The sequence below is a fragment of the Marinomonas shanghaiensis genome (assembly GCF_003259175.1).
Lineage (GTDB): Bacteria > Pseudomonadota > Gammaproteobacteria > Pseudomonadales > Marinomonadaceae > Marinomonas > Marinomonas shanghaiensis.
Map to the genome: position 1 here is coordinate 62,963 of NZ_QGOK01000020.1, position 26,735 is coordinate 89,697.

Here is a 26,735-nt window from a genome sequence, read left to right on the forward strand (position 1 = left end):
AAGCGCCTTTTATGGTTACGCTATTGTTAATTAAGCCACTTGCACCTGATAAGCGTTACGCGGAATTTTTTGCAAATAAGCTTCCATTTCCGCCATACCGTTGGGTTGATCGACTCTCACCCCCAAATCACGCATGGTACTACCTAACGCGTGCAAAGTACGAAACAGATTATGCTCGCGACACTGCTCACCCATTTGTCCAATGCGCACAATAGGTTGACCAAAAGAGCCTGCGATTTCAACGCGATACATCTCTGATATGTGTCGACAAATTTTGGGGGCGGTTAAGCCCTCAGGAATATTAATCCCTACCACCGAATTCAAGCGTGATGACGGCGGAATAAACAACGCCAATCCCATACCTTCAATACCGGCTTGCAAGGCTTTAGAACAACGCAAATGACGCGAAAAACGATGCTCTAATGTTTCATCACATACCAACTTCAAGGCTTCATGCAGAGCCATGATGCCAGACACAGGCGCCGTATAATGATAGCCGTCATTGTGCCAAAAATTCTCAGCAAGCTGCGCATCAAAGCACCATTGAGCCGTTGGCTTAGTACGACTTTTCACCGCCGCCCATGCCTCATTAGAGAACACCAACAGCGACACCCCTGGAATAGAAGACAACCCTTTTTGTCCCCCCGTAATCACTACGTCCACCTGCCATGCATCCATTTTCAATGGCATGGTACTCAATGTACAGACCGCATCCACCACCACTAAACAACCGTAAGATTTGGCAATCTTCGTAATCTCTTCTAGGGAATGGTTAAACACCGTATTCGATGTTTCACCTTGCACCAAGGTCAATACTTTTGGACGTGTCTCTTCAATGGCTTTTCGAACACGCTCAGGGTCCGCCGCTTCATGGGCACCAACATGCAATTCATGCACATCCGCACCAATACGCGTCGCCATTTCCGCCATGCGATGACTAAAAAAGCCATTGTTAATGCAAAGAATTCGTTCGCCCGGTTGCAATAAATTCGCCACCGCCATTTCCATCGCTGCTGACGCTGGCCCTGCTACACCAAGCACCCATTTAGACTCTGTTTGAAACACATAACGCGCCATTGACTTAACTTGCCCAATCACCTGCGCCATCACACTACCAAGGTGGTTTATCACCACAGAATTGGCCTTGGCAACACGCTCAGGAATAGGAACAGGGCCCGCGCCCATCATCAACAAAGGTTCGTGAGGAAGAATTTCATCTAAAGATTTCACCTGGGGACGAGGAATGCCCATTGGCGAGGAAGCAGTCATTTTATGCAGCCCTATTAGTTAAAAGTAAAAACCGCTTGAAGTTAAAAAACGGTCCAAGTTGAAAAAAACACCTCTAGAGTAAAAATCCTGTTTTTACGCTTTTACAGTAGAAAATGTCGATAAAATGAATTTAACAAAATAATATTTTGAAATAGTACATTATTCATTGTAAAAATAAGAGACGGCAAAATGAAAAGAGTGTAATAAACCACAAGCCTTCACTTTCACCTTAGATCTGACGTGTTTCCATTTCAACAAGCAGTATTTTTTACTCTGCTAGATGGGAATAAAGTATGCGATAATGCGCGAAATTCCCTATTCAGGATAACGTTATGATTACTTGTGGTATCGAAATCAAAGGCAGCGAAGTCATCCTTTGCCTTATGTCTAAACAGGACGGACTCTTTCAAATTCCGGATTGCCGCCAAACTCGACACACATTGAACAACCCAAACGACAGCGAAAGCGTGCGCAAATTTCAGTTTGCACTGAAGAAACTGTTTGAAGACTACAAAGTAAAACGAGTCGTTATTCGTGAGCGCCCAACCAAAGGCAAATTCGCTGGCGGCGCGATTGGCTTTAAAATTGAAGCGGCGATTCAATTGATTGACACCGTTCAAGTGGATTTATTCAGCGGTGCCAAAGTGAAAGAGATTTTACAACATAACCCGATGCCCATTCCATTCAAAGCAACGGGCTTGCGTGCATTCCAGGAAGGCGCCTTCACTGTGGCCTACACAGCCTTGTCTGAGCACATTCCAGAGGCATAAGTCATCAGTATCAGAATAAAAAAACGGACCCGATCAGGTGTCCGTTTTTTGTCTACGCCCTATTTCATTTTCCGGCGTCCTTCGTAAAAAGCGCTTTAAACAACGCTTCTGATTTCGCCAGCCCTTCCTCGGTTAACATCACTGATTTTGACTTACCAACTGGATTATAAATATAACCTTTCTCATGCAATCTATTGGTTATACTCCAATCAACTTGCTTCCAAGCGTGGCCAAAATTATCGTGCAAAGTAAGGTAGAAAAGCGCAAGCGCAGCGTCATCGATTTTGTCTTCATCTATGTCCACAGTGGCTTCCTTATTCAATATAATGGTCAAAAACCAGCTTAACACGCCCTTCAAGCTCCTGACCAGAGACAGAACACAGCGAGTTGTCATAGTAACAATACGATACCGACCCGTGAGATCGTTCTTCAAATAATCGAACGTGGGGCAATTGAGTTAAGGTACTCGCATTAAAAAGCCAATCCCTTGATATGACGGCGTTCTAAAGGTGGGTGGCTTGTTAATACTGCCATGCCCAAACTTAGCCGTCGCTTTCTTGTGATCGTCATGTCACACTTTGTTGTTTTGATTACGTAAATTTAACCTTTAGAGCAAAAAGCTAAGTGGAACATGGTGTTGCTATCGATGGCATTCTTATTATTTTTCAAACAGAGAGAATAACGCGAGAACCAAGCCATGCCTTTACAGCGTAAAAGCACTTGTTTACACCTTAACTATTTAAATAAATACTCAATATCCCGTTCAGCCTGCTTATTATTGAGTGTCATTGGAGTGTTTTAATGTTTAATCGCCATCTCAAAAAAGAACACGAAGCACAGCTTAAGGAATTAGCGGTTCTTCGCCAACTCGCGGATCAGATGGATCGAGGTATGCTTTGCATTACCCTGGATGCCGACTTTCGTATCTCCGCTGTTAACAAAAGCTTTGCGGATGCGCTCGATTTTAAACAAGAGCAACTGGTAGGAAAGTTACTGTCAGAGATTGTGCCGTCTTATGTTTCTAAACTGCCTTGTTTTCGGAACTTCAATGAAGCCATGGCTAAGTTCGAGCCGGTCAGTGACGACTACCGCTACTTCCGTGCAGACGGCTCCCTAGCTTGGATAAATGTCCAATGGATTCCAGTACGAGGAGAAGACCGCACACTCTCCTTCGTAAAGGGCTATGGCCGCGACGTCACAGAAGAAATAGTAAGCGCGAAAGAAAGCGAATCTTTCATTAACGCGCTGATCCGCTCCACCGCGGTTATACAATTCAATCTTGATGGCACTGTGATCACAGCCAACAAACAGTTTCAGCAAGCCATGGGATACCGTTTAGATCAACTCGTCGGTCAACATCATCGAACGTTTTGCACCACAGAAGAAAGTGCCTCCCCTGAATACGCAGACTTCTGGAAAAAGCTCAACAACGGCGCTTATGTGGCAGACCGTTTCAAACGGATAGACAGCAAGGGCGACGAAGTGTGGCTAGAAGCCACCTATAACCCCGTCTATGATGCCGAAGGCAACCTCAGCAAAGTAGTGAAGTTTGCCAGTGTTATCACTGACCAAGTAGCACGCGAGACCCAGGTAAGAGAAGGCGCAAGCGTGGCCTACGACGTTTCACAACAAACGGACATAAGTGCCAAAAAAGGCGCAACGGTCGTACAGCAGACAGTCGAAACCATGCAGCAGATAGCCGCGCAAATGCAGACAGCGACCGAAAGTATTGAAGCACTGGGTAAACAGTCACTACAAATCAACGCCATAGTGCAAACCATAGGAGGCATTGCAGAGCAGACAAACTTGCTGGCCCTAAACGCCGCCATTGAGGCGGCCAGAGCAGGTGAACAAGGTCGAGGATTCGCCGTGGTAGCCGATGAAGTGCGAAAACTAGCGGCCCGCACCAGTTCAGCCACTGAAGAAATAGTGGGCGTGGTAAAGAAAAACCAAGGACTCTCAGATGACGTCATGCGTCAAATGCTCAACTCCCAAGAAAAAGCAGAACAAGGCCTAGAACTGGCGAATCAATCAGGCACCGTGATTGTAGAAATCCAAGAAGGAGCCAAACAAGTAGTGCAAGCTGTAGGTCGCTTTGCCAAAGAATTGCAATAGAAGACACTGAAAATTAAGCGATGTTAGAATCAGATGAAAAAGCACTACTTTCATCTGATTCCAATGATAAGGCCTGAGTGTAAGTCTTTTTTCTAGCCCTTGATGTGGATGCTAGATGGAGTCAGAGTGAATGTTGTATCTGACCCTAATATCTACCTTGAAGACATTAGGCTTAGACACACGCCACCTGTCTTTTATGTATTAAGGTAAAAAATGAATATTGTCTTTCTTGGAACCTCGTCAGGCGTTCCCACTAAAACCCGCAATGTCACTGGCATCGCCGTGCGTGAAGAAAGAGGCAGCGGCTGGTATCTTATCGATTGTGGCGAAGGCACCCAGCATCAAATCCTTCATACCAATTTGTCGATCAACGCCTTACGAGCCATCTTTATCACCCACATTCATGGTGATCATTGTTATGGTTTGCCAGGTCTACTCGCAAGTGCCGCCATGAATGGGCGCAAGGAGCCATTGCAAATTATGGCACCAAGTGGTGTGAAAGAATGGATCGACGCCACCCAGCAACATACACAATTATATCTGCCCTTTGACATTGAGTTCATCTCGACCGATGACCTGCCGTCTGTCGAGTTCAGAAAGGTGCGTGTGGAAACCGCGGTCCTATCTCACAGAGTCCCCTCTTATGCCTACTGTTTTACCGAGAAAGACATCAACCCGCGTTTGGATATAGACAAGCTGAAGCGAGATAACATCCCCAAAGGTCCGCTCTGGGGACAGTTACAAAAAAGAGAAAATGTCGAACTCAACGGCAAGCAAATCCAGTGTGAAGACTATTTGCTATGCGATAAAAACCCGCAAAAAATCATTATTGCAGGCGACAACGACCAACCTGAACGCTTGTCTCAACTAAGTCATGGCGCCAGTGTGCTGGTTCATGAAGCCACCTATACCAAAGACATCGTTACAAAAACGGGTAACAGCTACGGCCACAGTGATGCCGAACGGGTAGCCACCTTTGCCGAGCAAGCCAAGATCCCAAACTTAGTGCTAACGCATTTTAGCCCTCGCTACCAAGCTAACCCGAACGTATCCCCTTCCATCGCAGACATTTATCATGAAGCAAAAGCACATTATTCAGGCAATCTGTTTCTCGCTAACGACCTTGACGAATATCAGCTAAACAAAAGCCATGAATTGACAAAACGGTAACACACTCATCAACGTCATAAAGGGGTTGGAATTTCTCATCCAGTCCCCAACTCCTAAACTATTCATTCATGACTACAAGGGAGTACCACTATGAGTCGTCATTTTGATCAAGCCGAAGGCCTGTGTGAAGAAAAAGACCCCGCAACAAATGGCTTTGTGTTCAACCAAACCATGTTACGCATTGCCGATCCTGTGCGCACGCTCGATTTTTATACCCGAGTGATGGGGATGACGCTATTAAAAAAACTCGATTTTCCAGACATGAAATTCAGTTTGTACTTTCTGACTCACGGTGAAGATTTTTCTGATATCAGTAACAATGAGTCAGAGCGAACAGCGCAAACCTTTGGCCGCCCAGCCATGTTAGAACTGACCCATAACTGGGGCGATACCCCAGACAATACGCAATACCACAATGGTAACAGCGACCCTCGTGGTTTTGGTCACATTGGTTTTCATGTCCCCGATCTAGAAGGCGCATGCCAGCGTTTTGAAGCTTTAGGTGTGCCATTCCAGAAAAAACTAAGCGATGGCAAAATGAATAACATTGCCTTCATTAAAGACCCCGACGGCTATTGGATTGAAATATTCGATGCCAGCCGTATGGCAAATTAAGCGACACAAAGCAAAAGGCCCCTTTGTGTGAACTGACAAAGGGGCCTTTTTCTGCTGTTCAATTTCGCCAAGGCGGTACTAAGAAACCACGCAAAAACCACGTACTGACAAAGTGTTACTAGCCTTTTTTCACGCTGCCTTTATTTGATCTTTCGTTTCTTTTCTGTTTCTTGCGGTTATTTTTCTCAGTGACGATCTTGATGGCTTCATCCTTGGTTAGGTGAGGATGCTTAGCGATCAACTCTTCCACTTTGGTATCAAATACGGTCATTTATAAATCTCATGTAGTGAAGTACGAACTGAGTCGGTATTTTAACTCAGCAAGGGCATAGAAGATAGAATTTCGCGTCAAATGAAAAATCACCCTCTGTTCTATTATCTTCATTACCTATTAAAAACCGTAGTCACGCTCTACCTTCGATATGCGAGTTTTGAAAGATGAATACCATTTCTCATGCCCTAATCGTTGAGCTTCTTCATGCTCCGCATTCGTCTTCCAACGCTTTATAGATTCAAGATCAGACCAATATGAGACGGTAATACCAACGTCCTCGCGTGCAGACTCTACACCCAAAAAGCCCGGCTGCTTTGAAGCGAGCTCGAAGCTTACTAAGACACCCACGTTAAATAATCATACAAAACCATCTTCTTCACAGAAAGAATTTATATGAAAATTCATCTTTTATCGATTCGTTAATAGCTAATTAATTGGTAAACAGGCTGGTTATTAGATTTTTAGGCGAGTGAATTTACTAATACATGATTAGTAAATAAAGACGATGAATGGTGGAATGAAGCTAGGCGAGTAGTCGGTTATGACTGGATCTTGGTTTTCTATTTAGTTTGTTTGAATCACAGTAATGAGCAATAGATTGTTCAGCACCAACCACGGCACCGGTTCTTGCGCCAAATTCTGTCGCGATACAGAGCCAGTTTTCTGAGGATATATTGAGTCGTTGAAGAATCGGTAACAGTGAAGCATCTATTGCGCCACGTTTATCTTCTCGGATGATCCGCCCAGTCATATCAACCAATTCAAGGTAATCTGATAATTCAAAAGGTAGACCATCTGGCATATTTTCTCTAGGGTTACCAACAAATGGATAAAGCAATTTTGGTTGCTTTTGATGCCTTGCAGCGGCGACGCGTTTTTTAACACTGGTGAACCCAGAGGTTTCGGGTGTTTGGCTTATTTTTGCTCTCAGTGGGTTAAGATCAACGTAGGCCATACAAGCCGCTAGCGCAGAATCATCAAGCAACGCTTGAGATTTGAAGCGCCCTTCCCAGAACCTTCCTGTGCAATTGTCTTCAAAATTCGCTTGGCGAGCAATAGGCTCATTCAGTTCTCTCATGAACCAACTAATATCCGTAAGCCGATTTCTAAAGGTTTCGGCCGAGGATTCCACCAACGTCATAGCATAATCAGGCAATGACTCACCTCGCACGAACTGCTGAGTAAAAAAGGTGCCTTTATGTAACTTATGCCATCTTTGCAAAACCTCTAATGTAGACCACTTCGCGGCTTTTTCTGCATTGATATGCAACACAACATGCAGATGATTACTCATTACCGCATACGCACAAACATCGATAGCAAAGACACTGGCTAAAAATAACAAACGCTTTTCAACCCAGCCACGGCGGTGCTCAAAGCTTTCACCAGAGACAGGATCTTCGCCACACAAAAACGCCCTACGAACACAGCGTGAAACACAGTGATAGTAAGGCGTATCTTGTAAACTAATTTGCTGACTTCTTGCCCTTGGCATGACGAAACCTCTCTTCCATAAGAAATATACTGGTTAAATATACAGCATAGAAAGAAATCGTCAAGTTTGTGTGGGTGTCTTGTTAGTCTCAATATATCTTGTTAGTCTCAATATACAGCATAGAAGGAAATCGTCAAGTTAGTGTGGGTGTCTTGTTAGTCGCAAACAGCAAACCGAATACTCCGGTTAAGCTCAACTGCTGACTCGTACTGCTGCCTGCAATATAAAAGAAACATACTAAGAAGAAGAAAAACGAAACTGCAAAAAACTTGGTTTTGTCAGAATGCTTTAGTGCAAGTTCATGCAATATTTCAGGTGATACCACTTACTACCTCGTGCAATTTAACGCTCCACTCACCGGAATTTTTGGAGCGAAGCGAGTAAAATTTCCGAGTGCAGGTGCTTGTTATATGCGTCACGCAATCTGGTACTTATCTTTTCTTAAGGAAAACGCCGGTATAGTACCTTCTAGAACTTCTACTATCTGCTCATTAATCTTTGGCTTCTCTATACCACCTGATATAAAACAGAATTCGTTGCCATTTTCCTTATCTATACTAACTTTTATAACCTGCTCAGAATCAGCGACTACGGCCAAATTAGGGTTGTGAGTTACCATAATTATCTGGCGATGTTTTTTAGCTTCTTTTATATAAGGAACAAGGACCTTAGCAACGCTATTATTATCTAAATTATCTTCTGGTTGATCGATAACCAGAGGAATATCCTCTTTATCAAGCACTAGATAAAAAACAAGTAAAAGAGCACCTTTTTCTCCCGGAGATAGCTGCTCCAAACTCTTACCCTTTTGACGCAAGTCATAATAAGGTTCAATAAAGCTCAACCCATAAACATAACTATATAGCTCACCTCTATCCTTAGTGACCTCCCCGATAAACGTTTTTTCATTCTTAGAACTTGCACGCTTATCAAACTCCAAATATTCAATGAGTCGACGTAGAAAGGTTTCCACGGACGCCTCGTCATTCCAGTTAGTTGCTGAAATTAACTCTTCCTGAAGCAATGTTAATCCATCTTCGCTACCATAAAAAGAACCTACTCTATTTTGCTTTATATTTCGCAGGATCGTATTTTTAAATTCATTTGAACAATAGAAAGAGCTAGCTATGCTTAATCCTGAAACATCAGATCGTGATAATTTTTTTGATATTTCCTCTTTTATCTCTTCATAAAACTCTTGAATTTCCTTCTTTTTCGAAAATATCGAGATAGATTTCTTGATTCTTAAATCTCTTTTTTCGCTAATATCTGATTCAAGTGTTTTGTCTAGATAATCTAACTTTTCTCGCATATACATCAAGCTGTCAGCAGTTTCAGAATCGCCCATAATTTCATTTTTTCTTATCTCCCACTCTGCCAGAGCACTTAAATAGTCCTGAAATGCCTTTTGCTCGCCGGTAAATTCGGAATGAATAGCCTTTATCTTAGCTTTCAGAGATTCGAGTTTTGAGGCTGGCGAAAGTGACTCATATTCCTTTTGTTCCCAATCATCTTCCACCTTGATAAGATCAGCGTCTTTCGCGTTCATTTCCTTCAACAAGAGAACTCTAGAACTAATTACATTCTCGTCAAAATCAATACGAATCGCTTTAGAAATATCGAATCCGCACTTATCAGAAAAATCGCTACTTTCAGATATTATTGAGGTTATCTCACTGAACTTGTTCTTCAAGTCGCGATTTAGCTTATCTGCCTCGACAATTAAATAGTTCCTATCCGATATTTCCTTAGTTATAGATTGAATCTGTTTTTCGATCGCTAATTTCGAAGATTCTAATTCTCCGAGTACCTTTTTCTTCGTTTTGCTATCTTCTGACTCAGCATGCTTTGACGGATCCTCTACAGCTTTTGGCTTCGAAGACTCATGGGCAGTAAGCTCATCTTCCTTAACTTTAATTTTACTAAGAAGATTTTTTCTAAAACTTGGATCAATTTGATTCTCAAGCTTTATAATTTCATCATTAAGCTCGAGTATCTGTTCATGGATATGATGAATCTCTTTATCAGCAGATTTCTTCTTTAAGTCAATGAGCTCTTCAAACGTAGTCTGTCCCATTTTTTTCTCCGTAGGGACATATTGAAATACGACCTTCTCAATCTCTGAGCGAAAAGCATCCACTTTATCAATTTCATTACAAACTTTCTCAAAGTAGCTTTGCGGTAAGTATCTAACGAGTCTTTCTTGGCTTTCATCTATCACATGCGTAAGCAATCGCTCTTCGGTCCTTTTCCCACTCTCAAACTCAACAAAAGCACTAAACCGATCAGCAAGTCCTTTCTTTTTAAACTTTTGCTTATGGAGAAATATATAATCGTCAGAATGATCTGCGTCTGAGCATAAAGCTAGAATGTCAGACAGAGCACTCTTGCCACTTCCTTTATGGCCGATCACAGTAACAAGTTCGCTGTTCATTGGTATGGAAATATCTTCAAACCAAATTGAACTGGCATCTTCTTTTCCTGTTCTCCGGATGTTGATGGACTTGATATACTTGGTAGGATTACTTCTAACCCGCTTTAGTATTTCCGGTTCATCACCAATATAGAACCGACTCTCTGGCTCATTTAAGGCATATTTTAAGCCTTTGAAAGATGGATCACCCTTGATCCATAACTTCTGTTTTAATTGGTATTTTTTAATATTGTGATTATCAGAGCAAATAATCATTGGTATTGTTTTGCCGATGTTTGGAAAAACAAACTTTCTGTACCCGTCTTGGTCATTTTCCTTGCCGAGCTCATATATATCAACAGCCTTAGCAATTTCTGTTTTCTGGGCGGTTCCATGTGGTAGTGAATGTGTAATATTCTCTACAGTCCCACTCTTTTCACCGGCATGTATTGTAACAATTCCACCCAATTCCTTTACCAAATTTATTGTGTCTTTAAGATCACAATAAACTTGATTTTCTCTAAGGCCTTCCGAATCCACTTTATTGATATCTGTTTTGTGCTTAATTTGCCCCCAAATATGTTCTATATTTGAATCTTCAGGAAATATACCGATAAAGTGTACAGGGTCTTTACCTCTTGCATCTGAAAGAAACTCGATGCCAGGTAAAACTGTAATTCCTTCCTTTCTACCCAACTCTTTCAGTTCTTTATATCTATTTATATCAATTACATGATGATCGGTAACAGCAAACGCCGCTATTGAATTTTTTTTCATTTCATTGACGATATCGACATTTGAAACTGTCTTATCTTTATAGTCATACGAGGATGGAGTGTGAAAATGTAAGTCCCACCTATTCCATTCCGAACCTTTACTATTCATCACATTCCTTACAAATCAAATTATTGAAATATTTAAGTACTCACTTAAGCATATAACGCCCGCAACACCGGCGAACCGGCGCGCAGCATAGGTTTGTCCGAGTGCTTGCGATTGTTAGCTCTTTGGGGCCGCCCACATGTTTGGTTGGCGAGTTCCAGAAAGCCAATCCTCGTATGATGGCATTACATCCCATGATTCCTCCTTGCTCAAAGTAACGACACCTGTATCCCTCTCGTTTAATTGCTTCGCCAATAGGCGTGCTTTCTGGGTGAATCCTTCCCTAATCTTAAGGGGACGATCATCGTAGCCCTTAGCGTCATTGGAATCTCTAACGAAGAGAATTTTCTGCTCTCCATCCACGTTAAAAGTCGGATCTCTGAGAACGCCCTCATGCTCATGCACGGTGTGGCGCTCAGCCTCAATGTACTTACCTTTTACGTACCAGATTTTGTAACCGTGAACCTTCTTTCCACCTAGCCGCTCGATTAGCTTCTCTGCGTTCATCTCACAACAACTCTGCCGACACCAAGTCTCTGGGGTTACCTCGATAAAAACGGGAGTTGCACTGCTCAGCTTCCGACAAAAAGAGGATACCTTTTGGTCTATGTTGTTCGGTGTAGTTAGACTTTTTGGATCAAGTTGCATCTGCGACCTCTTTTGCAGCTAACGCTGCCAGCAGGGGTGGAAAAACCAGAGCGAAGCGGCGGTTTTGACATCCCTCTGGCTGGCCTTGTTATGCAATCTATTCACCAACGAGTCTTTTTGCTTCATGATATGGAGTGCATTTTTGTAGATACGCTTTGCAAAAACCTGAAAACTTCTCAGAGGGATTCGCCAGAACTTCTATAGCTTCCAGTGCCTCTCTTATTTTCCTCTTTCTGTTTTGCTTCTTAATATCCGTTTCAGCTTCTTCATAATCTTTTATTGCTTCATCAAGTGCTTGGCTAAAGCTATGTAGGCTTACTAAAATATCAGCCCTAGGCTTCATCAATCTCACAGAATTTAGACCGCAGACCCTTATAGTTCGCTCACCTACTTCTTCATGCGCATCATTTGCAGCGATCTTTATATCGTTGTAATGAAATATATCTTCCGGATTTTCATCATAGGGATTAACTATAGGAAAATTTCCCGTGTCATGGTCATCTTTGCTTCCATTACATTTTCTACATGCCGGAAGAAAGTTTTCCCACTTGAATGCTAGCTCAGGATAAATCGACTTAGGAGCAAAATGCTCCACCTCGATATTTCCACTTTCTCCGGGCTTTGTCTCACAGAATGCGCACTTTTGAAGTGAACTTTGAAATAAGACGCTTTTTATTTCTTGGTGTCGATAATGAACAAGCAGCTTTTCTTTTTTCTCATTAGGGATTTTTGAATAATCTCCGAAAGCAGTGATGGCATCCATTAGTTGGGACGTCCACGAATGTTCGTTATTTATTAATATTTCTGGCTTAGCATCACGATTTAGCTTAATCATTCGACAGTGCCACCATCGATGCATATCTGGTATTGAGAACGGTCAAAATTGAATCGCTCGGATGAGCCACCTCAGACAGTCTATCAATGGCACTCCTTAAGCCTTTAATAGATCCCTCTTCAACTTTATCAAAGGCTTCGGAGATAAGTAGCTCGTAGTCCTTATTATCCAGACTGACTACACCCATAACTTCGGAAAGTATTTGATCAGTACTCCAGCCAGAAAATCTCTTAGAAGTCGGCTTTAGAAAATATTCACTTTGGCCTCTTTCTCGACCCATTATAATTACTTCACCTTCCTTTGCAGATGAAAGTAAATGTGGCGAATGAGTCGTTACTATAAATTGAATTTTAGGAAATAAGCCCTCCAATCCATCTCGCAGTGTAAATTGCCACTCAGGATGCAGGTGAAGATCAAGCTCATCTATTAAAACTGAACCTGTAGCATTTACAGCTAATCTTCCACCTCCATTTCTTGTTCCTTCAATCCATTCAAAAATATTTGCAACTATTGATAATACAGCCTGGAACCCGGCGGACAGTTCCTCCATGTAACACTCTTCGCCATAAATTGAAAATATTGGCTCGAGTTCCTTCCCTGTTCGAACATAAGAGAAATCACTATTAAATGGTGCCAAAGTAGGAAGTTGCTCTATTAGTCTATTCCAATTCTCTCTTTCTTCTATTGCCCATTCCTTATCAATCATAAAATATCGGTTAACAAACCACTGTTTGATATTGCTAGGATTTTCTCCATATAATGATGCCGTACCCCTTGATGAATACTGCTCGAGCTGCTGTTCAAAGCCTTGCTCTCGAGTCATTCCATGTATCTGCTTATATTTAATACTTCTTTCCGCTCCAATAAATAATGGGCAGAACCCATCCAGCTTTTCATTAACCTCGTGTAACACAATAGACTCCCGGCCTTCTTCCGGGTCAGGATAATTCCATGCCTTTATCGACTGCTGTCTATAGCCCTTGTCGGCGATTGAATTCTTTCCTATACCAACTCTTTTCTTCCTTCCTGAAACTATCAGGTCTGTCCAAAACTCTGAGTCCTCTTGGAATCTGGAATACTGAAAGGTAGAGTGGTGTAAGCAGTGAGATATTCCAGCAAGAATTGAAGTTTTGCCGCAGCCATTTGGTCCGGCGATAAAATTAAAGTTTTTGTTGAATTCGACATTTAGACTTTTGAACTGCCTAAAGTTTTTCAGATGAAGCTTTTCGATGTAGCTTGATGTCAATTTATACCTCCATCTATACGTGCATAACGCCCGCAACAGCGGAAATTTAGGAGCGCCAGCGAGTAAATTTTCCGACTGCTTGCGCTTGTTAACACTTTACAGTGTGTGATTAGCAATATCGCTCAATTTATGCTCTTTAATCATCCAGCGAGCCATTTCACCAAACTGATTTTGAAGCTCGGTAAATATATGGGCTGTTCTTGGGCTAATCAAAGGATTCATTTCAGAAACAGGCTGATTATATTTAATCGGTTCCTTTCTGAACTCGTATCCCCAGTTTGCAATGGCAGCAAGATTTAATGAGATATTCGTATTCTTGATTTTATGCCATATTTCTCTTTGAGCTTCTACAGGCATCCTTTCGCCAAGGGTAATAGACTTTATCGCATCTAAGGGAACGTCCATTACATATACGGGAAAACCATTATATTCACCAACTTTCTTACAATCCGATAGATTTCTAACAATTCTAAATTCTTTTTCATACTCCCAGTCCTTGGGTTTTACACAAAGTTCGGCTATCGGAATTGGTGATTCACAACTTACATAAGAACTGATGTCCTTCTTAGGTCTGTGCTCTCGATAATCTATATCAAATAGGCCCTTGAAAAATTCATGCTCTTCATCAAACTCAATAACTGCTCCTGAGTACTCACCAGCATAGTGAGACCACATTAATAGAGATGACTCATTTTTAGATAAGCACAAAATGCCAATGGACTGATTCAACGACCTTAAAATGTTTCTAGAATTTATGTCATTACAATGCTCAGACTCAAAGTCAACCGCCAATTCACCAACACTCGGCTGTCTTCTTGGTGCAAGGATATCAAAACTTATAAATATATCTTTAGGTTCGAAATCTTCTGGTACATGTAGTTCAGGCACCATTTCAAACGGATCATTAAATGCCCCTGGTTGAGTAAACCTTACAGTTCCGTCTAAAACTCTCAACGCATTTTCGGTTGTCAAATACTTATACAGAGGCACAGTCTCTCCTTGAGTGTTAACATTTTAATAGTGCGCATGCGCATCTACGCTGTTTTTAATTTCCATATAAATCCCTATAAAAAACTGATTCTATGGCACTTTTTAACCTTTCCCACAGGCTGGTTAATTGGAAATCCGAGCGGGCGGGTTTACACATTTATTCACAGCCTGTTATTTCGTCTGCCAATATTCTTATCCATTGATACTAAAAGACTTTCTGACTTGCTGCCAGTACAAACGAGCAAAAATATGATTATTTTTTAGGCAAAGCGTGCCAATAATTGGCAAATATAAAAATAAACTGTATATTTGTACAGTTTTCGATCAATTATCCACAAGGAGTGTGTGATGTCTTCTAGCCCTTTTCTCAATTTTATTCGTAATGAACTTCGCCTACGTGGCTATAGCTTAAAAACAGAGAAGTCTTACCTGTATTGGATTAAATATTTTATTCGTTTCCATAAGCTGCAACACCCTCAAAACATGGGCGCAGAAGAGGTAAGAGCATTTTTGTCGTTTCTAGCCGTTGAGCAACATGTCGCCATTAATACACAAAAATCTGCCTTGAATGCCCTCGCTTTTTTGTACAACAAGTTACTGGATCAACCATTGGGAGATTTAGGGTTTCAGCATGCTAAGCAAGGTCGACGTTTGCCCATTGTTTTGGCTCCCAATGAAATTCAAAAAATCCTAAGCTGTTTGAATGAACGGGACCATTTGATTTTTTCATTGCTGTATGGATCGGGGCTTAGGATTAGTGAATGTTTGCGGATTCGCATCCAAGATATTAATTTGGATCAGGGCAGCTTGGCCGTTCGGTGCAGCAAGGGCAACAAAGACAGAACCACCATTCTTAGCCGTAAATTAGCCGAATCTTTAAACAAACAAAAATCCTATGCTCAACAAATCCAACAAAATGACAACGCCAAGGGATATGGCCCATCTTTGCCCTTTGCGCTGTCTAAAAAGTACCCAAACGCATTTCGTCAATTAAGTTGGATGTTCTTATTTCCCTCTACATCAATAAGTCCACATCCTTTGACTGGTGAACTATGCAGGCACCATTTACATGATTCTGTGCCTCGTAAGGCGTTGAAAAAAGCGGTCAACAAGGCAGGGATCAATGAAAAAAGAGTTAATTGTCATACTTTCCGACATTCTTTTGCGACTCATTTACTCATGGCAGGGCGAGACATAAGAACCGTTCAAGAGTTGTTAGGTCATAACGATGTATCGACAACACAAATTTATACTCATGTTATAGGTCAGCATTTTGCGGGAACCAATAGCCCTCTTGACCAAATTTTATAAACCATGAGCAGATAAGGGGTATTCGTCATTTTGCCCATAATTACCCTAAAGGCTTGGTCAATTGAGGGGCGTGGAAGATCATGTGGCATGTCGATAAGGTAGACGGTAATTATGAGTTTTCAACGCCTGATTACGGTCGTGCCTCCCTCATGCAGGCCTACGTGGACTTTGGTGTTCGACAAGTTAAGATAAAAGCAAAACAATAACCCCACCCTAGCCCTCCCCTTGGAAGACATAAGGGGAGGGAATAGATCTATTACAAATACCGCCCTTCTAGGTGTTTTCTAAAATGTGCGGCGTTTAGGGTTTCACCAGTAGCGCGTTTAACTAGTTGATCGGTGGTGTGAAGCGAGGCTTGTGACCAGATGTTGTCGCTGAGCCATTGGAAGATGGGGGTTAGGTCGCCACTTTGGATAGAGGCGTCGAAGTCGATGCTTTGTGTCATGGTGGCTTTGTATTGGGCGGCGTACATGGCGCCGAGTGTGTAGCTTGGGAAGTAGCCGAAAGCGCCGTCGGTCCAGTGGATGTCTTGCATGCAGCCGTTTTTGTAGTTGTCTTTGGTGGAGATGCCAAGGGCGGCTTTCATTTTCTCATCCCACAGTGCGGGTACATCTGTGTGTTCTATTACGCCGTTAATGAGGTCGCGTTCGATCTCGTAACGCAAGATGACGTGCGCTGGGTAGGTTAGCTCGTCGGCGTCGACACGAATGAAGCCTTTTTCCACTTGGGTGTAAATTTTGTAGAGGTTGTCTTCGGCAAAGACGGGGTCGTTGTGTGCGTTGAAGGCTTCGGCAGAGAGTCGTGATAAGTGGGAAATAAACGGCTTGCTGCGCCCTATTTGCATTTCAAAGAAGAGCGACTGAGATTCATGAATGCCCATGGAACGGGCTTCGCCAACGGGTAATCCGGCAAAAGCTTTTGGTAGACCTTGCTCATAACGGGCGTGCCCTGTTTCGTGCACTATGCCCATTAAGGCTTGCACAAAGTCTTGTTCGTCATAACGTGTGGTAATGCGCACGTCCGTTGGAACGCCGCCACAGAATGGGTGAACGCTTTGGTCGAGTCGGCCACGGTTAAAGTCGAATTGCAGCAGCTTCATGACTTCTAAGCCAAGGGCTTTTTGCGTTGCGGTGGAGAAAGTACCCGATGGCAGTAGGATGGATTCAGACTTCTGCTTTTCCAGTACTTTTTCAATCAATTCTGGCAGCCAGGTTTTCACATCGGTAAACAAAGTATTAAGAGATGCCGTTGTGGTGCCCGGTTCGTATTTGTCGAGCATGGCGTCATATGGTGTAAGGCCAAGTGCTGCTCCGCGGATTTTCGCTTCTTCACGGGATAAGGCAACGACTTCTTTCCAGTTTTTTTCGAAGCCTGTCCAGTCGTTTTCTTGACGTTGTGAGCGCCACGCATGTTCGCATTTAGAACCCGCAATGGATTGCGCTTGCACTAGGTCTTCTGGCACTACGGTGGCTTGTTGCCATTGGCGTTTCATCTCACGTAGGCTGGCTTGTTGTTCTGTGCTTAAGGCTTCTTGTTCAGCCTTACCAAACCATTCTTCTAGTTGGGGTTGTGTCGATAGTCTATGAATGTGAACCGATAATTCCGCCATAGCATTGGAGCGCGCTTCGCTGCCGCCCGATGGCATGTTCGCGGCCGCATCCCAGCCCAACATGGCCTGTGCGTGGTTAAAATGACTGAGTGTTTGATAGTGTGACGTTAACTTGTCGTAATGAGACATGGTTGTTTTTATCCTAAGTAAAAGTTGTTCTGCTTGTCGGATCGATATAAATAGTGATAGTGGGTTAAAGTTTGTCATCCGTTACATTTAGTCTAAATCGTTTTATACTTCTTAGACATGAAATATTGCTAGGTGACAATGATGAAACTAAATGATTTAACTGCGAGCGAAAAAGTGACGTTAGCTCAGCAGCTTTGGGACTCTGTCGCAAGTGATCAAGATGCCATAAAGCTCACTACAGCCCAAAAAAATGAATTAGACAATAGACTGGCACAATTCGAATCCGATCAAAATGTCGGCTCAGACTGGAACACAATAAAATCTAAAATATTAGGCTCATAATGCTATATAAAGTAAGGATACGCCCAGAGGTCGAGGATGGCCTGAAAGAAGCTTACTCATACTTCGAACATTGCAAAGCAGGACTTGGCACTGAATTTATGCTTTGTATTGAGGATACGTTGTCAAAAATTTCAACTCATCCAAAACAATACCCGATTGCTCACAAGACACTTCATAGAGCTTTAATAAATAAATTTCCATACGGTATTTTCTATACTATTCAGCAAAACATGGTTGTTATTTTTGCTGTCATGCATTGCGCTCGTGATCCCAAAAAATGGATATTGAGAAGCTAAACTAAAGATTTAAACTCACAACTTATCAAACAAAAAAACCGAGACCTCTTTAAAAGAAACGTCTCGGCTTTTTGCATTTACTGCTGTTCTAACGCTTATTTATGACAGCCACAGCCTTTATGTTCGTGACTCAGTTCTTGCCAGTTTTTCAATTTACTGGTGCCGCCGATGCCTGAGTTGAAGCTGTTGGTTGGGTCGGTTTTTTGGTAAAACTCGCGCAATGCTGGTTTCGCCATGTATTCGTGCCCTACGTTATGCTCGGCTGGGTATTCCGCACCGCGGGCGTCGTAGCTTGATAGAATCTGCTTCTTCACCGCTTTGGCGTCGACACCTTTTTTCATGATGTAGTTTTGATGCATGACGTGACAGAAGAAATGCCCGTAGTACATTTTAACGGCGACTTTGTCTTCGATGTCTTTGGGTAGTTCTTCAAACCAATCACGTTCATTACGTGGGAAGGCCACGTCAATGGTCATGATCGAACCGAGCTCTTTGCCGTTCATTATGTGATAACGGGTCAAGGCACCACCGGTAACGAAGCGATGTAAGATGGCTTGGTCTGCTTCACGCTTGGTACAAGCAAAGAAGTCCCCTTCGTTCTCTTTAAAGAAGTTGTCTAAATAGGCTTGTGCTTCCGCGACACCGTCATTGCTGGTTTCGACTATCCAATGGTGCTCGTATTTTTCACGGAAATCTTCCATGCGTTTTGGCAGGTGGTTCGGGAAAAGCTGACTGGCATATTGCATGACGCGATCAGAAAACTTGTTCGGCATGAACTTCACTTTGCCTGCCCATCTGTCTACCGTTCGTTTTAGAGCAAACATTTTCGGGATGTATTTGGTGCCCAGTTTGTCGATCACCAAATAGCTGTCTTTACCGTATTTTTTACTGATGTCATAACTGCTGCTGTGCATGTATTCGCCTGACACAGGCAGATTTTTAAAGGTAGACAACATGTCACGGCGCATTTGTTCCATCACTGCGGGATCATTCGTGCCAATGTAAAAGACTTGATACTTTTCAGGAATGGGGAAGGTATCGATACGCACGGCAAACACCGCCAATTTCCCCGCACAACCAGATGCTTCGTACAAACGACGTGGGTCGTTATTAAAACGTGATGGAGTATCTGCATCTACGTCTCGAATACGCTCGTGGTATTCGTTGTCAGAAGCACGTTTATCTGGGAACTGAATGTCTTTTTCTTGGTAGGTTTTGTTTTGCAAATTGCTCAGAATTTCTTCTGGATCGCTGCCCAACTCAATGCCTAAGTTGTTCACCAACTGCAGTTCGCCATCTTGTGTGACTTGGGCAAACAAGGACATTTCTGTGTACGCAGGACCACGTTGCACTAACGCGCCGCCAGAGTTGTTACACACACCACCAACAATTGACGCACCAATGCAGGAAGAACCAATAACAGAATGCGGTTCACGACCATAGGGTTTTAACGTGTCTTCTAAACCAAACAAGGTGCTGCCGGCAAAACCGACAATTTGTTTGCCTTGGTCAAGCAGCTGAATGTCGTCGATGCGCATGGTACTAATGATAACGATAGGACGATCATAGTCCGCACCATTGGGCGTTGAACCACCAGTCAAGCCTGTGTTAGCCGCTTGCATAATAACGATAACATCGGCTTTCACACAGGCTTGCAGACACTTCCAGATTTCAACCAAGCTACCAGGACGAACAACTGCATACGCCTTGCCACCGCCGAGACGAAAACCTTGGCTATACGGCTTGGTCTTGTCTTCGTCTGTTAGCGTGTATTGATTTCCTACGATGGCCTTTAACTCAGCGGCCAAATCTAAGCTGAAACTGGATTCCGTCATAAAAGGGTACTTCGCAATGTGTCGGGGGAAAGAGCCGAGTATACTAAACTTAACGGCTTCTAAAAAACACTCTAACCATAGAATTGGGAATCATCTTCATAAGGAATGCTTATGCTGATGAATTGTGACGCCAAAAAAACGCATCCACATCCTCTAAAATTGGCGCTTTGCTTTTCAAAAACCACACAAGGCTAGACACCATGTCGGCATGGCCGACACCGTCGTAGATTTTGCTTTCCACCATGCCCTGCTCGGCGTGAATTTTGGCGATTAACTTGTCCATATTGCTTTTACCCACGACAGTATCGTCAGCGCCCCAAAGCAGTAGCATTGGCGGCTCTTTGCCATCAATAAAGGTCGTTACCTGCATATTTGGGTAATTTTCTGGTGGGCCAAACATATCCATATAGTCTTCTTCGTAAGGCACAAAATCATATGGCCCCGATAAGCCAGCAAAGGCTTTGATAATAGAAGGCGTTAAGCCTTCAGCTTGCAAGTATTGTTTGTCTGCCGTGATCATGGCACCGATGTGTGCGCCAGCAGAATGTCCGGCAATAAACAAACGTTCTGGATCGCCTTGGTAATCGGCTATATGCCGATAGGTCCAGGCCACTGCCTTAGCGCCATCTTCAACAAAGGTAGGAAATTTCACCTGCGGGTATTTGCTGTAATCGGCAATCACCGCGATATAGCCTTTGCTTGCTAGGGCTTCCCCCATAAAGGGATACATGTCTTTCGAACCATCTTTCCAGCTACCACCATAAAAGAAAACCACCACAGGAAGGGATTGACCTGAAGAATGAGGCGGAACATAAATGTCTAGTTTTTGCCAAGACTCAGTACCATAAGCAATATCTTTTGTTGTCTCGGTATCGCTGAATGAATTAGGTAAATTGGCAACACCCAACCCAACTTTAGTACAGGCAACGAGCAATAAAGAACTCAGCGCCACACACACTTTTGCTATCGTCAAAACTGACCTCTTGCGTCTCTTAAAATGAATTTATTAGAAGTCATACGGAGTAAAAACAAAAATAGACCAGAATTCTCATACTTTAATTTGCACCCAAAAAACATCAAGCGGTTGAATTAACAAAGCATATTACCTAAAATCCTTAATATGCGGTTGGAAACAACTCAGATTGGCGGGCTGCCTTAATGCGGTGCGCTGAGCATTAGCTCTTTCCCCCGCCTTTTTTCTTGCACCTCATAATTCAAGTATACTCGTTCAGAAAATCGACTTCTTAAGGACTAAGAATGTTTTTACTCTATGCGGATGAATCCGGAACTCCCGGCGGAGCAGATCAGGAACATTTCGTTCTTGCTGGAATAACAGTATTTGAAAGAAAATCCCATTGGCTATCTCTCGAACTAAACAAAATAGCAGCTCGTTTCAGTAATCAAGATCCCAATTCTGTTGAGCTGCATGGTGCCCCAATGCTCTCTGGCAGAAAACATTGGCGGAAATTTGATAAAGAGGACTTATCCTCTTTGACAAAAGCAGCAAAGAAGCCCCTATCCAAGCCCTAGCTACAGAATTCAAAATAGATGGACACGAATGGGGAAAATTACGCAATATGGCTGATGTCCCCGTTTTTATAGATAGCCATGCAACAAGATTAATTCAACTAGCAGACCTAGTCGCTTACGCCATATTTAGAAAGTATGAAAAACAAGATAATCAGTTCTTTGATCTGATTGAAAACAAGTTTGATTATTTTGGTGGCGTTCAACACGGCTTGCATGTCAGCGTGTAAGAAGCCGCTCCCCCGAACGGCTTTTCACTTTACGCCACTTTTAAATAAGCAGATTACCCACCAAACACAACGGTACGTTTGCCATTCAAGAACACACGTTTTTCCACGTGGCATTTCACCGCATTAAACAAGGTAACACGCTCGATGTCTTGGCCTTTGGCGATGAGGTCTTCAGCATAGTGAGCGTGGTTCACCACTTGAATGCCTTGGGAAATGATTGGCCCCTCATCAAGATCGTTGTTCACATAGTGTGCGGTTGCGCCGACCATTTTCACGCCTTTTTCCCACGCTTGATGATAGGGTCGAGCGCCTTTAAAGCCAGGCAGCAGTGAGTGATGGATGTTGATCGCACGACCATCAAGGTATTCACACATGCTCGGCGAGAGCACTTGCATGTAGCGCGCCAGTACGACCAATTCGGTATCGTATTGTTCGATCAAGTCACGCACTTGCGCTTCTTGCTCTAGCTTAGTGTCAGCCGTGATTGGCAAATGGTAGTACGGAATGCCATGCCATTTAGCAAGGTCTTCCAAATCGGGATGATTAGAAATAATCACGGTAACATCGATGTTTAGCTGACCGGTACGAAAGCGATACAACAAGTCATTCAAACAATGGTCGTACTTAGACACCATGATCGCCACTTTGGGTTTGTGATTGGGCGCCGTTAACGACCAATCCATATCAAATTCTGCCGCGCGGGCTGTGAATTCGGCATTAAAAGCGGCTTCGCTAAAGTCCACATTTTGTGGCAAAAATTCTATGCGAATAAAGAAGCGACCAGACTCTCTATCATCAAAAGAATGGATTTCGTCAATATAATTGCCCGCTTGCGCCATATATCGAGTCACAACATCGACGGTTCCTATGATGCTGGGGCAGCTGGCGGTAAAGATCCAAGGCGCGGTTTTTGATTTCATAAAATAGTCTCTTATTGTCTTATGCTGTTTACGTCACAAAACAGGCTGACCACCAACAGTGGCCAACCCAAACCGTGAATGACACAAATGGATGAATAGTCGTCAGTGGTGAACGACCAAACCGTATTCTCGACTGGCGTCTTGAATCCATAACCAGAGATAGTCGGCAAAACTGCGACGGACCACTAATTCAAACTGGTCTTCTGCCACACGACAAATCATTGCCCCGCTTTTAGCAAACACGGTAGACACGACTTTACCGACAGGAAATTCACTCCCATGCAAATCCACTGGTGTCGACTTTTTCAGCATGTCGACCACATGACGGCCAGACACATCAAAAATCGTTGTGCCGCCACTGATGTTCACTAATGAATAATGCCCCGTTAGTTGCTCAAAAAAACGCGTTTCCAATTCAAAAGCCTGCTCACCCGCGACAATAATGAGCCATTCGTCTGGTGATACCCAGCGAACGGAAACCTTACCTATTGGTGAATCATCCGCTGTTACTGACGTCAATGGCTGCATTGGCAATGCCACGCCTAATAAGGCTTTTATCACTTCTTGCTGCTCTGCAGATGGCAAACAACGCAAGGTTAATAATCCCATCAGCTTACGTTCATGAAAGTGTACGCCGCCTTCCTGCGGGCCATGCTCAGCCACGCTGATAAGATCCGCGTGGTGCAAAGGGCTTTCCCCCACAATCTCGGCCGCAGGCAATTGCTTGGTCACCAACTTGTCTACTGGCGCTAATTCAACCGCTTCTACTTTGACATCAGACATGTTGACGCTCCCCTTTTGGATCTAAAAATACTGGGCTGCAAATTTCAGCTTCAATAACACGGCCATCCGCCAATGGATAAAAGACTTTTTCACCCATCTTATCTAAGCCACCTTTCACAAAGCCCATGGCAACGGAACGCTTCAAATTCGCACTCCAATAACTAGACGTAACATGCCCAACCATTGGCATGGGAATGGGCGCTTTCGGATCCAATACACCTTGGGCGCCTTCTGGTAAGACTACATTGGGGTCAAGGGTTTTTAACCCCACCAGCTGTTTACGATCCGCCCGAACACAGTCTTCCCGTTGCATGCCTCGCTTACCGATAAAGCTAAAGGGTTTCTGCATCGATACCGCCCACGACATGCCCAAATCAAACGGATGCACGGAACCGTCTGTGTCTTGCCCCGCAATGATAAAGCCTTTTTCCGCCCGCAAAATATGCATGGTTTCTGTGCCGTATGGCGTTAGATTAAATTCTTCACCCTGCTCAAATAACGCTTTCCAAACGTGCATACCATAGTTGGCCTGAACGTTGATCTCGAATGACAACTCGCCCGTGAAAGAAATTCGGAACACCCGTGCTGGCACGCCCGCCACTGTCATGGGCTTCCAGTCCATAAAGGCCATGTTTTCTTTGGAAACATCATAGTCTGTTAGTTTTTCCAATAGCTTGCGGCTGTTTGGTCCAGAAATTGTCATGGTTGACCAATGGTCGGTGACACTGGTGAAGTACACCTCCAACTCAGGCCACTCGGTTTGGTGGTAAATCTCTAACCAAGACAACACACGGGCAGCACCGCCTGTCGTTGTGGTCATCAAGAAATGGTTTTCCGCCAAACAGGAAGTCACACCGTCGTCGAACACCATGCCGTCTTCACCACACATCAAGCCATAACGACATTTACCAACGGGTAATTTCGCCCAAGCGTTGGTGTAAACGCGGCCTAAGAACTCTCGTGCGTCTTTGCCTTGTATATCGATCTTACCCAACGTAGAAGCGTCCAAGATGCCGACCGATTCACGTGTCGCTAGGCATTCTCGGTTGAGCGCTTCTTGCATGGTTTCATTGCCCTTAGGGTAATACCAAGCACGTTTCCACTGCCCTACGTCTTCAAATTTTGCTCCGCGCTCAACATGCCAAGCATGCATGGCTGTGTAGCGCTTTGGATCAAACAATTCTCCGCAATCTCGTCCAGCAATCGCACCAAACGTCACCGGTGTGTAGTTTGGACGGAAAATGGTTGTGCCGGTTTGAGGAATGGTTTGCTTGAGCATTTTCGCCGCAATCGCCATACCATTGATATTGCCTAGCTTGCCTTGGTCCGTACCAAAGCCCATGGCGGTATAGCGTTTCACGTGCTCAATCGATTCAAAACCTTCACGACACGCCAGCTCAATACCTGCTGCGGTCACGTCGTTTTGATAATCGACAAACTGCTTGGGTGCTTTCGATGTGGGTTTGGTATGAGGAAGGTGGAACAAAGCCATGGCTTTGCCCTCTACTATCGCCTCCGTTTCTGGCAATTCGATATCTGATTTAGCGAGCCCTAAATTCGACAAAGCATCTAATGCTGCACTGGCACCTTCAGACAAGGCTTCCTTCGTCGCAAAGGCACCATTAATTGCACCAGCAGTCAGTTGCTTTTGATAGGTTTTGCCCGGCGTAAAACCAAGGATATCGTCATTCCAAACCGGACGAGATCCTGTGTGGCAAGACAAATGAATCACCGGACTCCAGCCGCCTGATGTGGCCACTGTGTCTGCGGCCATCTTAACGATAGGCCCTACCACGGCATCGCCCGCATCGTTCAATGGTGCAATAGAAACGCCCGTCACTCGCTTATTGCCGTGTGCTTCAATAACGCCAGAACCCACCAAAATACTGATACCACGCTCCCGCGCAGCTTCAACAAAGGTGCCTTTTGGATTCTTGCGCGAGTCAACAATAGCAACCACTCGACGACCTGCATCATGCCAATCTAGCGCAGCGCGATAAGCATTGTCGTTTGATGTCATCAACACCAAATCCTTACCCGGTGCCACGCCATAACGATTAATATAAGTCGATACCGCATTCGCCACCATGCAACCGGGTATATCGTTATTGCCATACACCAAAGGACGTTCATGAGCGCCCGTCGCCAAAATCACCCATTTGGCTCGCACTCGATGCAAGCGTTGAGCAATTTGACCATTCGGCGCGCGATCTGCAAATTGATCGGTACAATGCTGTTGAATGGTTAAAAAGTTATGATCGTGATAGCCGTTGACCTGAGAATTCGGCAGCATCAATACATCATCAAAACCAGACAACTCTTGAACCACGTCCTTGACCCATTCTGCTGCAGGTTTGCCATTCAGCGTTTCTTTGCTGCTGAGTAAGCTTCCGCCAAATTCATTTTGCTCATCGGCAATAATCACGCGAGCACCTGCTCGTGCGGCTGTCAATGCGGCCATTAAACCCGCTGGGCCAGCCCCCACGATCAACAGATCACAGTGTTGGTTCATCTTGTCGTAGATGTCTGGATCATTTTCCTTTGGCGCGCGACCAAGACCGGCCGCTTTACGAATATAAGATTCGTAGGTTTCCCACATGGACTTTGGGTACATGAAAGTTTTGTAATAAAAACCCGGTGGCATCATTTTTCCACCCACTTTCCCCACCAAGCCCATCAAATCCATATCGACGTTGGGCCAACCATTGGTACTGCTCGCCACTAATCCCGCATACAGCGACTGTTGTGTGGCACGCACGTTTGGAATTTGCGTCGCTTCAGTAGAACCAATTTGCATGATGGCGTTTGGTTCTTCCGCGCCCGCCGCGACAATACCCCGCGGACGACTGTATTTAAAACTGCGACCAACAATGTCCACGCCGTTCGCCAACAAAGCAGAGGCCAAGGTGTCGCCTTCGAAGCCCTTGTATTGTTTGCCATTGTAGGTAAAAGTCAGCGGTTTAGCGCGATCAATACGGCCACCTTCTAGGAGACGATTAGACTGCTTACTCAAATCTTGTGTCATGATATC

At 43.9% G+C, this 26,735-nt stretch carries 24 protein-coding genes and 3 pseudogenes; 11 read left to right on the forward strand and 16 right to left on the reverse strand.

All coding sequences use genetic code 11. The annotated features are described in order from the left end of the window. Positions 1 to 30: 30 nt before the first annotated feature. Positions 31 to 1,269 (reverse strand): pyridoxal-phosphate-dependent aminotransferase family protein, encoded by a 1,239-nt coding sequence (locus DKT73_RS15770; protein ID WP_111639511.1) that lies wholly within the window; start codon positions 1,267 to 1,269, stop codon positions 31 to 33. Between the two features lie 332 nt (positions 1,270 to 1,601). Here DKT73_RS15770 and DKT73_RS15775 point away from each other — a divergent pair, with 332 nt between their 5' ends. Beyond that, entirely contained in the window at positions 1,602 to 2,039 is a 438-nt protein-coding gene (locus DKT73_RS15775) for a DUF3010 family protein (RefSeq protein WP_111639512.1), read from the forward strand. Between the two features lie 64 nt (positions 2,040 to 2,103). Here DKT73_RS15775 and DKT73_RS15780 read toward each other — a convergent pair whose 3' ends face one another. Continuing rightward, positions 2,104 to 2,343, reverse strand: a complete 240-nt coding sequence (locus tag DKT73_RS15780) for a DUF6429 family protein (protein WP_111639547.1) — start codon at positions 2,341 to 2,343, stop codon at positions 2,104 to 2,106. A gap of 497 nt (positions 2,344 to 2,840) precedes the next feature. Between DKT73_RS15780 and DKT73_RS20505 the strand changes: the two are divergent. The 4 genes and pseudogenes from DKT73_RS20505 to gloA form a co-directional block, all read left to right on the forward strand. After that, a pseudogene (locus DKT73_RS20505) lies at positions 2,841 to 3,611 on the forward strand (PAS domain-containing protein); the annotation flags it as partial. 105 nt (positions 3,612 to 3,716) lie between these two features. Continuing rightward, positions 3,717 to 4,154, forward strand: a pseudogene (locus tag DKT73_RS20510) (methyl-accepting chemotaxis protein); the annotation flags it as partial. 213 nt (positions 4,155 to 4,367) lie between these two features. Beyond that, complete coding sequence (locus DKT73_RS15790; protein WP_111639514.1) at positions 4,368 to 5,324, forward strand: ribonuclease Z; 957 nt, start codon at positions 4,368 to 4,370, stop codon at positions 5,322 to 5,324. A 90-nt stretch (positions 5,325 to 5,414) separates the two neighbouring features. Beyond that, positions 5,415 to 5,939 carry a lactoylglutathione lyase gene (gene gloA / locus DKT73_RS15795; protein ID WP_111639515.1) on the forward strand — a complete coding sequence of 175 codons (525 nt, stop codon included), beginning with the start codon at positions 5,415 to 5,417 and terminating at the stop codon, positions 5,937 to 5,939. 118 nt (positions 5,940 to 6,057) lie between these two features. Here gloA and DKT73_RS20225 read toward each other — a convergent pair whose 3' ends face one another. From DKT73_RS20225 to DKT73_RS15830, 8 genes and pseudogenes are all read right to left on the reverse strand, one after another. Then, positions 6,058 to 6,210 carry a hypothetical protein gene (locus DKT73_RS20225; RefSeq protein WP_198666643.1) on the reverse strand — a complete coding sequence of 51 codons (153 nt, stop codon included), beginning with the start codon at positions 6,208 to 6,210 and terminating at the stop codon, positions 6,058 to 6,060. Positions 6,211 to 6,330: 120 nt separating this feature from the next. Next, positions 6,331 to 6,540: pseudogene (locus DKT73_RS20330) on the reverse strand (antibiotic biosynthesis monooxygenase family protein); the annotation flags it as partial. A gap of 196 nt (positions 6,541 to 6,736) precedes the next feature. Then, positions 6,737 to 7,708, reverse strand: coding sequence for a transposase (locus tag DKT73_RS15805; protein WP_111639516.1), 972 nt, complete (start codon positions 7,706 to 7,708; stop codon positions 6,737 to 6,739). Between the two features lie 415 nt (positions 7,709 to 8,123). Next, positions 8,124 to 11,006 carry a TrlF family AAA-like ATPase gene (locus tag DKT73_RS15810; protein WP_111639517.1) on the reverse strand — a complete coding sequence of 961 codons (2,883 nt, stop codon included), beginning with the start codon at positions 11,004 to 11,006 and terminating at the stop codon, positions 8,124 to 8,126. A 114-nt stretch (positions 11,007 to 11,120) separates the two neighbouring features. Then, positions 11,121 to 11,651 (reverse strand): hypothetical protein, encoded by a 531-nt coding sequence (locus DKT73_RS15815; RefSeq protein ID WP_111639518.1) that lies wholly within the window; start codon positions 11,649 to 11,651, stop codon positions 11,121 to 11,123. A 97-nt stretch (positions 11,652 to 11,748) separates the two neighbouring features. After that, a complete protein-coding gene (locus DKT73_RS15820; RefSeq protein WP_111639519.1) occupies positions 11,749 to 12,486 on the reverse strand; it encodes an HNH endonuclease family protein in 738 nt (245 codons plus the stop codon). Beyond that, the gene (locus tag DKT73_RS15825) at positions 12,479 to 13,732 is read right to left on the reverse strand and encodes an AAA family ATPase (protein ID WP_111639520.1); all 1,254 of its coding nucleotides are present in this window, start codon (positions 13,730 to 13,732) and stop codon (positions 12,479 to 12,481) included. The genes DKT73_RS15820 and DKT73_RS15825 overlap by 8 nt, the downstream gene beginning before the upstream one ends. Before the next feature lie 96 nt (positions 13,733 to 13,828). Continuing rightward, positions 13,829 to 14,722 carry a DUF2971 domain-containing protein gene (locus tag DKT73_RS15830; RefSeq protein ID WP_111639521.1) on the reverse strand — a complete coding sequence of 298 codons (894 nt, stop codon included), beginning with the start codon at positions 14,720 to 14,722 and terminating at the stop codon, positions 13,829 to 13,831. Positions 14,723 to 15,070: 348 nt separating this feature from the next. Here DKT73_RS15830 and DKT73_RS15835 point away from each other — a divergent pair, with 348 nt between their 5' ends. Together DKT73_RS15835 and DKT73_RS20425 are read left to right on the forward strand one after the other, a co-directional pair. Beyond that, positions 15,071 to 16,033 carry an integron integrase gene (locus DKT73_RS15835; protein WP_111639522.1) on the forward strand — a complete coding sequence of 321 codons (963 nt, stop codon included), beginning with the start codon at positions 15,071 to 15,073 and terminating at the stop codon, positions 16,031 to 16,033. Between the two features lie 80 nt (positions 16,034 to 16,113). Then, positions 16,114 to 16,239, forward strand: a complete 126-nt coding sequence (locus DKT73_RS20425) for a hypothetical protein (RefSeq protein WP_269814510.1) — start codon at positions 16,114 to 16,116, stop codon at positions 16,237 to 16,239. A gap of 50 nt (positions 16,240 to 16,289) precedes the next feature. On the opposite strand, the gene DKT73_RS15840 is transcribed toward DKT73_RS20425, so the two are convergent. Next, entirely contained in the window at positions 16,290 to 17,771 is a 1,482-nt protein-coding gene (locus tag DKT73_RS15840) for a carboxypeptidase M32 (RefSeq protein WP_111639523.1), read from the reverse strand. Between the two features lie 138 nt (positions 17,772 to 17,909). Between DKT73_RS15840 and DKT73_RS15845 the strand changes: the two genes are divergently transcribed. Beyond that, on the forward strand, positions 17,910 to 18,113 hold the full coding sequence (locus DKT73_RS15845; RefSeq protein WP_198666644.1) for an addiction module protein: 204 nt from the start codon (positions 17,910 to 17,912) through the stop codon (positions 18,111 to 18,113). Continuing rightward, the gene (locus DKT73_RS15850) at positions 18,113 to 18,409 is read left to right on the forward strand and encodes a type II toxin-antitoxin system RelE/ParE family toxin (RefSeq protein ID WP_111639525.1); all 297 of its coding nucleotides are present in this window, start codon (positions 18,113 to 18,115) and stop codon (positions 18,407 to 18,409) included. The genes DKT73_RS15845 and DKT73_RS15850 overlap by 1 nt, the downstream gene beginning before the upstream one ends. Positions 18,410 to 18,504: 95 nt before the next feature. Here the strand turns inward: DKT73_RS15850 and dld are convergent, their stop codons facing one another. Together dld and DKT73_RS15860 are read right to left on the reverse strand one after the other, a co-directional pair. After that, positions 18,505 to 20,244, reverse strand: coding sequence for a D-lactate dehydrogenase (gene dld, locus DKT73_RS15855; protein WP_111639526.1), 1,740 nt, complete (start codon positions 20,242 to 20,244; stop codon positions 18,505 to 18,507). A 109-nt stretch (positions 20,245 to 20,353) separates the two neighbouring features. Continuing rightward, on the reverse strand, positions 20,354 to 21,217 hold the full coding sequence (locus DKT73_RS15860; RefSeq protein ID WP_232827903.1) for an alpha/beta hydrolase: 864 nt from the start codon (positions 21,215 to 21,217) through the stop codon (positions 20,354 to 20,356). 284 nt (positions 21,218 to 21,501) lie between these two features. Here DKT73_RS15860 and DKT73_RS15865 point away from each other — a divergent pair, with 284 nt between their 5' ends. Next, positions 21,502 to 21,774: a DUF3800 domain-containing protein gene (locus DKT73_RS15865; protein WP_111639527.1), complete on the forward strand. Its 273-nt coding sequence runs from the start codon at positions 21,502 to 21,504 to the stop codon at positions 21,772 to 21,774. Between the two features lie 47 nt (positions 21,775 to 21,821). Then, a complete protein-coding gene (locus tag DKT73_RS15870; RefSeq protein WP_198666645.1) occupies positions 21,822 to 22,001 on the forward strand; it encodes a DUF3800 domain-containing protein in 180 nt (59 codons plus the stop codon). 53 nt (positions 22,002 to 22,054) lie between these two features. On the opposite strand, the gene purU is transcribed toward DKT73_RS15870, so the two are convergent. The 3 genes from purU to DKT73_RS15885 form a co-directional block, all read right to left on the reverse strand. Continuing rightward, the gene (gene purU, locus DKT73_RS15875; RefSeq protein ID WP_111639529.1) at positions 22,055 to 22,921 is read right to left on the reverse strand and encodes a formyltetrahydrofolate deformylase; all 867 of its coding nucleotides are present in this window, start codon (positions 22,919 to 22,921) and stop codon (positions 22,055 to 22,057) included. A 102-nt stretch (positions 22,922 to 23,023) separates the two neighbouring features. After that, positions 23,024 to 23,704 carry a sarcosine oxidase subunit gamma gene (locus DKT73_RS15880; protein WP_111639530.1) on the reverse strand — a complete coding sequence of 227 codons (681 nt, stop codon included), beginning with the start codon at positions 23,702 to 23,704 and terminating at the stop codon, positions 23,024 to 23,026. Continuing rightward, positions 23,697 to 26,729, reverse strand: a complete 3,033-nt coding sequence (locus tag DKT73_RS15885) for a sarcosine oxidase subunit alpha (RefSeq protein WP_111639531.1) — start codon at positions 26,727 to 26,729, stop codon at positions 23,697 to 23,699. Before DKT73_RS15885 ends, DKT73_RS15880 begins: the two co-directional genes overlap by 8 nt. Positions 26,730 to 26,735 lie beyond the last annotated feature (6 nt).

What these genes read in the sequence shown, in the direction of transcription:
- DKT73_RS15770 (WP_111639511.1), bottom strand. Translation starts at nt 1,269, where the DNA reads ATGACTGCTTCCTCGCCAATGGGCATTCCTCGTCCCCAGGTGAAATCT.
- DKT73_RS15775 (WP_111639512.1), top strand. Translation starts at nt 1,602, where the DNA reads ATGATTACTTGTGGTATCGAAATCAAAGGCAGCGAAGTCATCCTTTGC.
- DKT73_RS15790 (WP_111639514.1), top strand. Translation starts at nt 4,368, where the DNA reads ATGAATATTGTCTTTCTTGGAACCTCGTCAGGCGTTCCCACTAAAACC.
- gloA (WP_111639515.1), top strand. Translation starts at nt 5,415, where the DNA reads ATGAGTCGTCATTTTGATCAAGCCGAAGGCCTGTGTGAAGAAAAAGAC.
- DKT73_RS20225 (WP_198666643.1), bottom strand. Translation starts at nt 6,210, where the DNA reads ATGACCGTATTTGATACCAAAGTGGAAGAGTTGATCGCTAAGCATCCT.
- DKT73_RS15805 (WP_111639516.1), bottom strand. Translation starts at nt 7,708, where the DNA reads ATGCCAAGGGCAAGAAGTCAGCAAATTAGTTTACAAGATACGCCTTAC.
- DKT73_RS15810 (WP_111639517.1), bottom strand. Translation starts at nt 11,006, where the DNA reads ATGAATAGTAAAGGTTCGGAATGGAATAGGTGGGACTTACATTTTCAC.
- DKT73_RS15815 (WP_111639518.1), bottom strand. Translation starts at nt 11,651, where the DNA reads ATGCAACTTGATCCAAAAAGTCTAACTACACCGAACAACATAGACCAA.
- DKT73_RS15820 (WP_111639519.1), bottom strand. Translation starts at nt 12,486, where the DNA reads ATGATTAAGCTAAATCGTGATGCTAAGCCAGAAATATTAATAAATAAC.
- DKT73_RS15835 (WP_111639522.1), top strand. Translation starts at nt 15,071, where the DNA reads ATGTCTTCTAGCCCTTTTCTCAATTTTATTCGTAATGAACTTCGCCTA.
- DKT73_RS20425 (WP_269814510.1), top strand. Translation starts at nt 16,114, where the DNA reads ATGTGGCATGTCGATAAGGTAGACGGTAATTATGAGTTTTCAACGCCT.
- DKT73_RS15840 (WP_111639523.1), bottom strand. Translation starts at nt 17,771, where the DNA reads ATGTCTCATTACGACAAGTTAACGTCACACTATCAAACACTCAGTCAT.
- DKT73_RS15845 (WP_198666644.1), top strand. Translation starts at nt 17,910, where the DNA reads ATGATGAAACTAAATGATTTAACTGCGAGCGAAAAAGTGACGTTAGCT.
- DKT73_RS15850 (WP_111639525.1), top strand. Translation starts at nt 18,113, where the DNA reads ATGCTATATAAAGTAAGGATACGCCCAGAGGTCGAGGATGGCCTGAAA.
- dld (WP_111639526.1), bottom strand. Translation starts at nt 20,244, where the DNA reads ATGACGGAATCCAGTTTCAGCTTAGATTTGGCCGCTGAGTTAAAGGCC.
- DKT73_RS15865 (WP_111639527.1), top strand. Translation starts at nt 21,502, where the DNA reads ATGTTTTTACTCTATGCGGATGAATCCGGAACTCCCGGCGGAGCAGAT.
- DKT73_RS15870 (WP_198666645.1), top strand. Translation starts at nt 21,822, where the DNA reads ATGGCTGATGTCCCCGTTTTTATAGATAGCCATGCAACAAGATTAATT.
- purU (WP_111639529.1), bottom strand. Translation starts at nt 22,921, where the DNA reads ATGAAATCAAAAACCGCGCCTTGGATCTTTACCGCCAGCTGCCCCAGC.
- DKT73_RS15880 (WP_111639530.1), bottom strand. Translation starts at nt 23,704, where the DNA reads ATGTCTGATGTCAAAGTAGAAGCGGTTGAATTAGCGCCAGTAGACAAG.
- DKT73_RS15885 (WP_111639531.1), bottom strand. Translation starts at nt 26,729, where the DNA reads ATGACACAAGATTTGAGTAAGCAGTCTAATCGTCTCCTAGAAGGTGGC.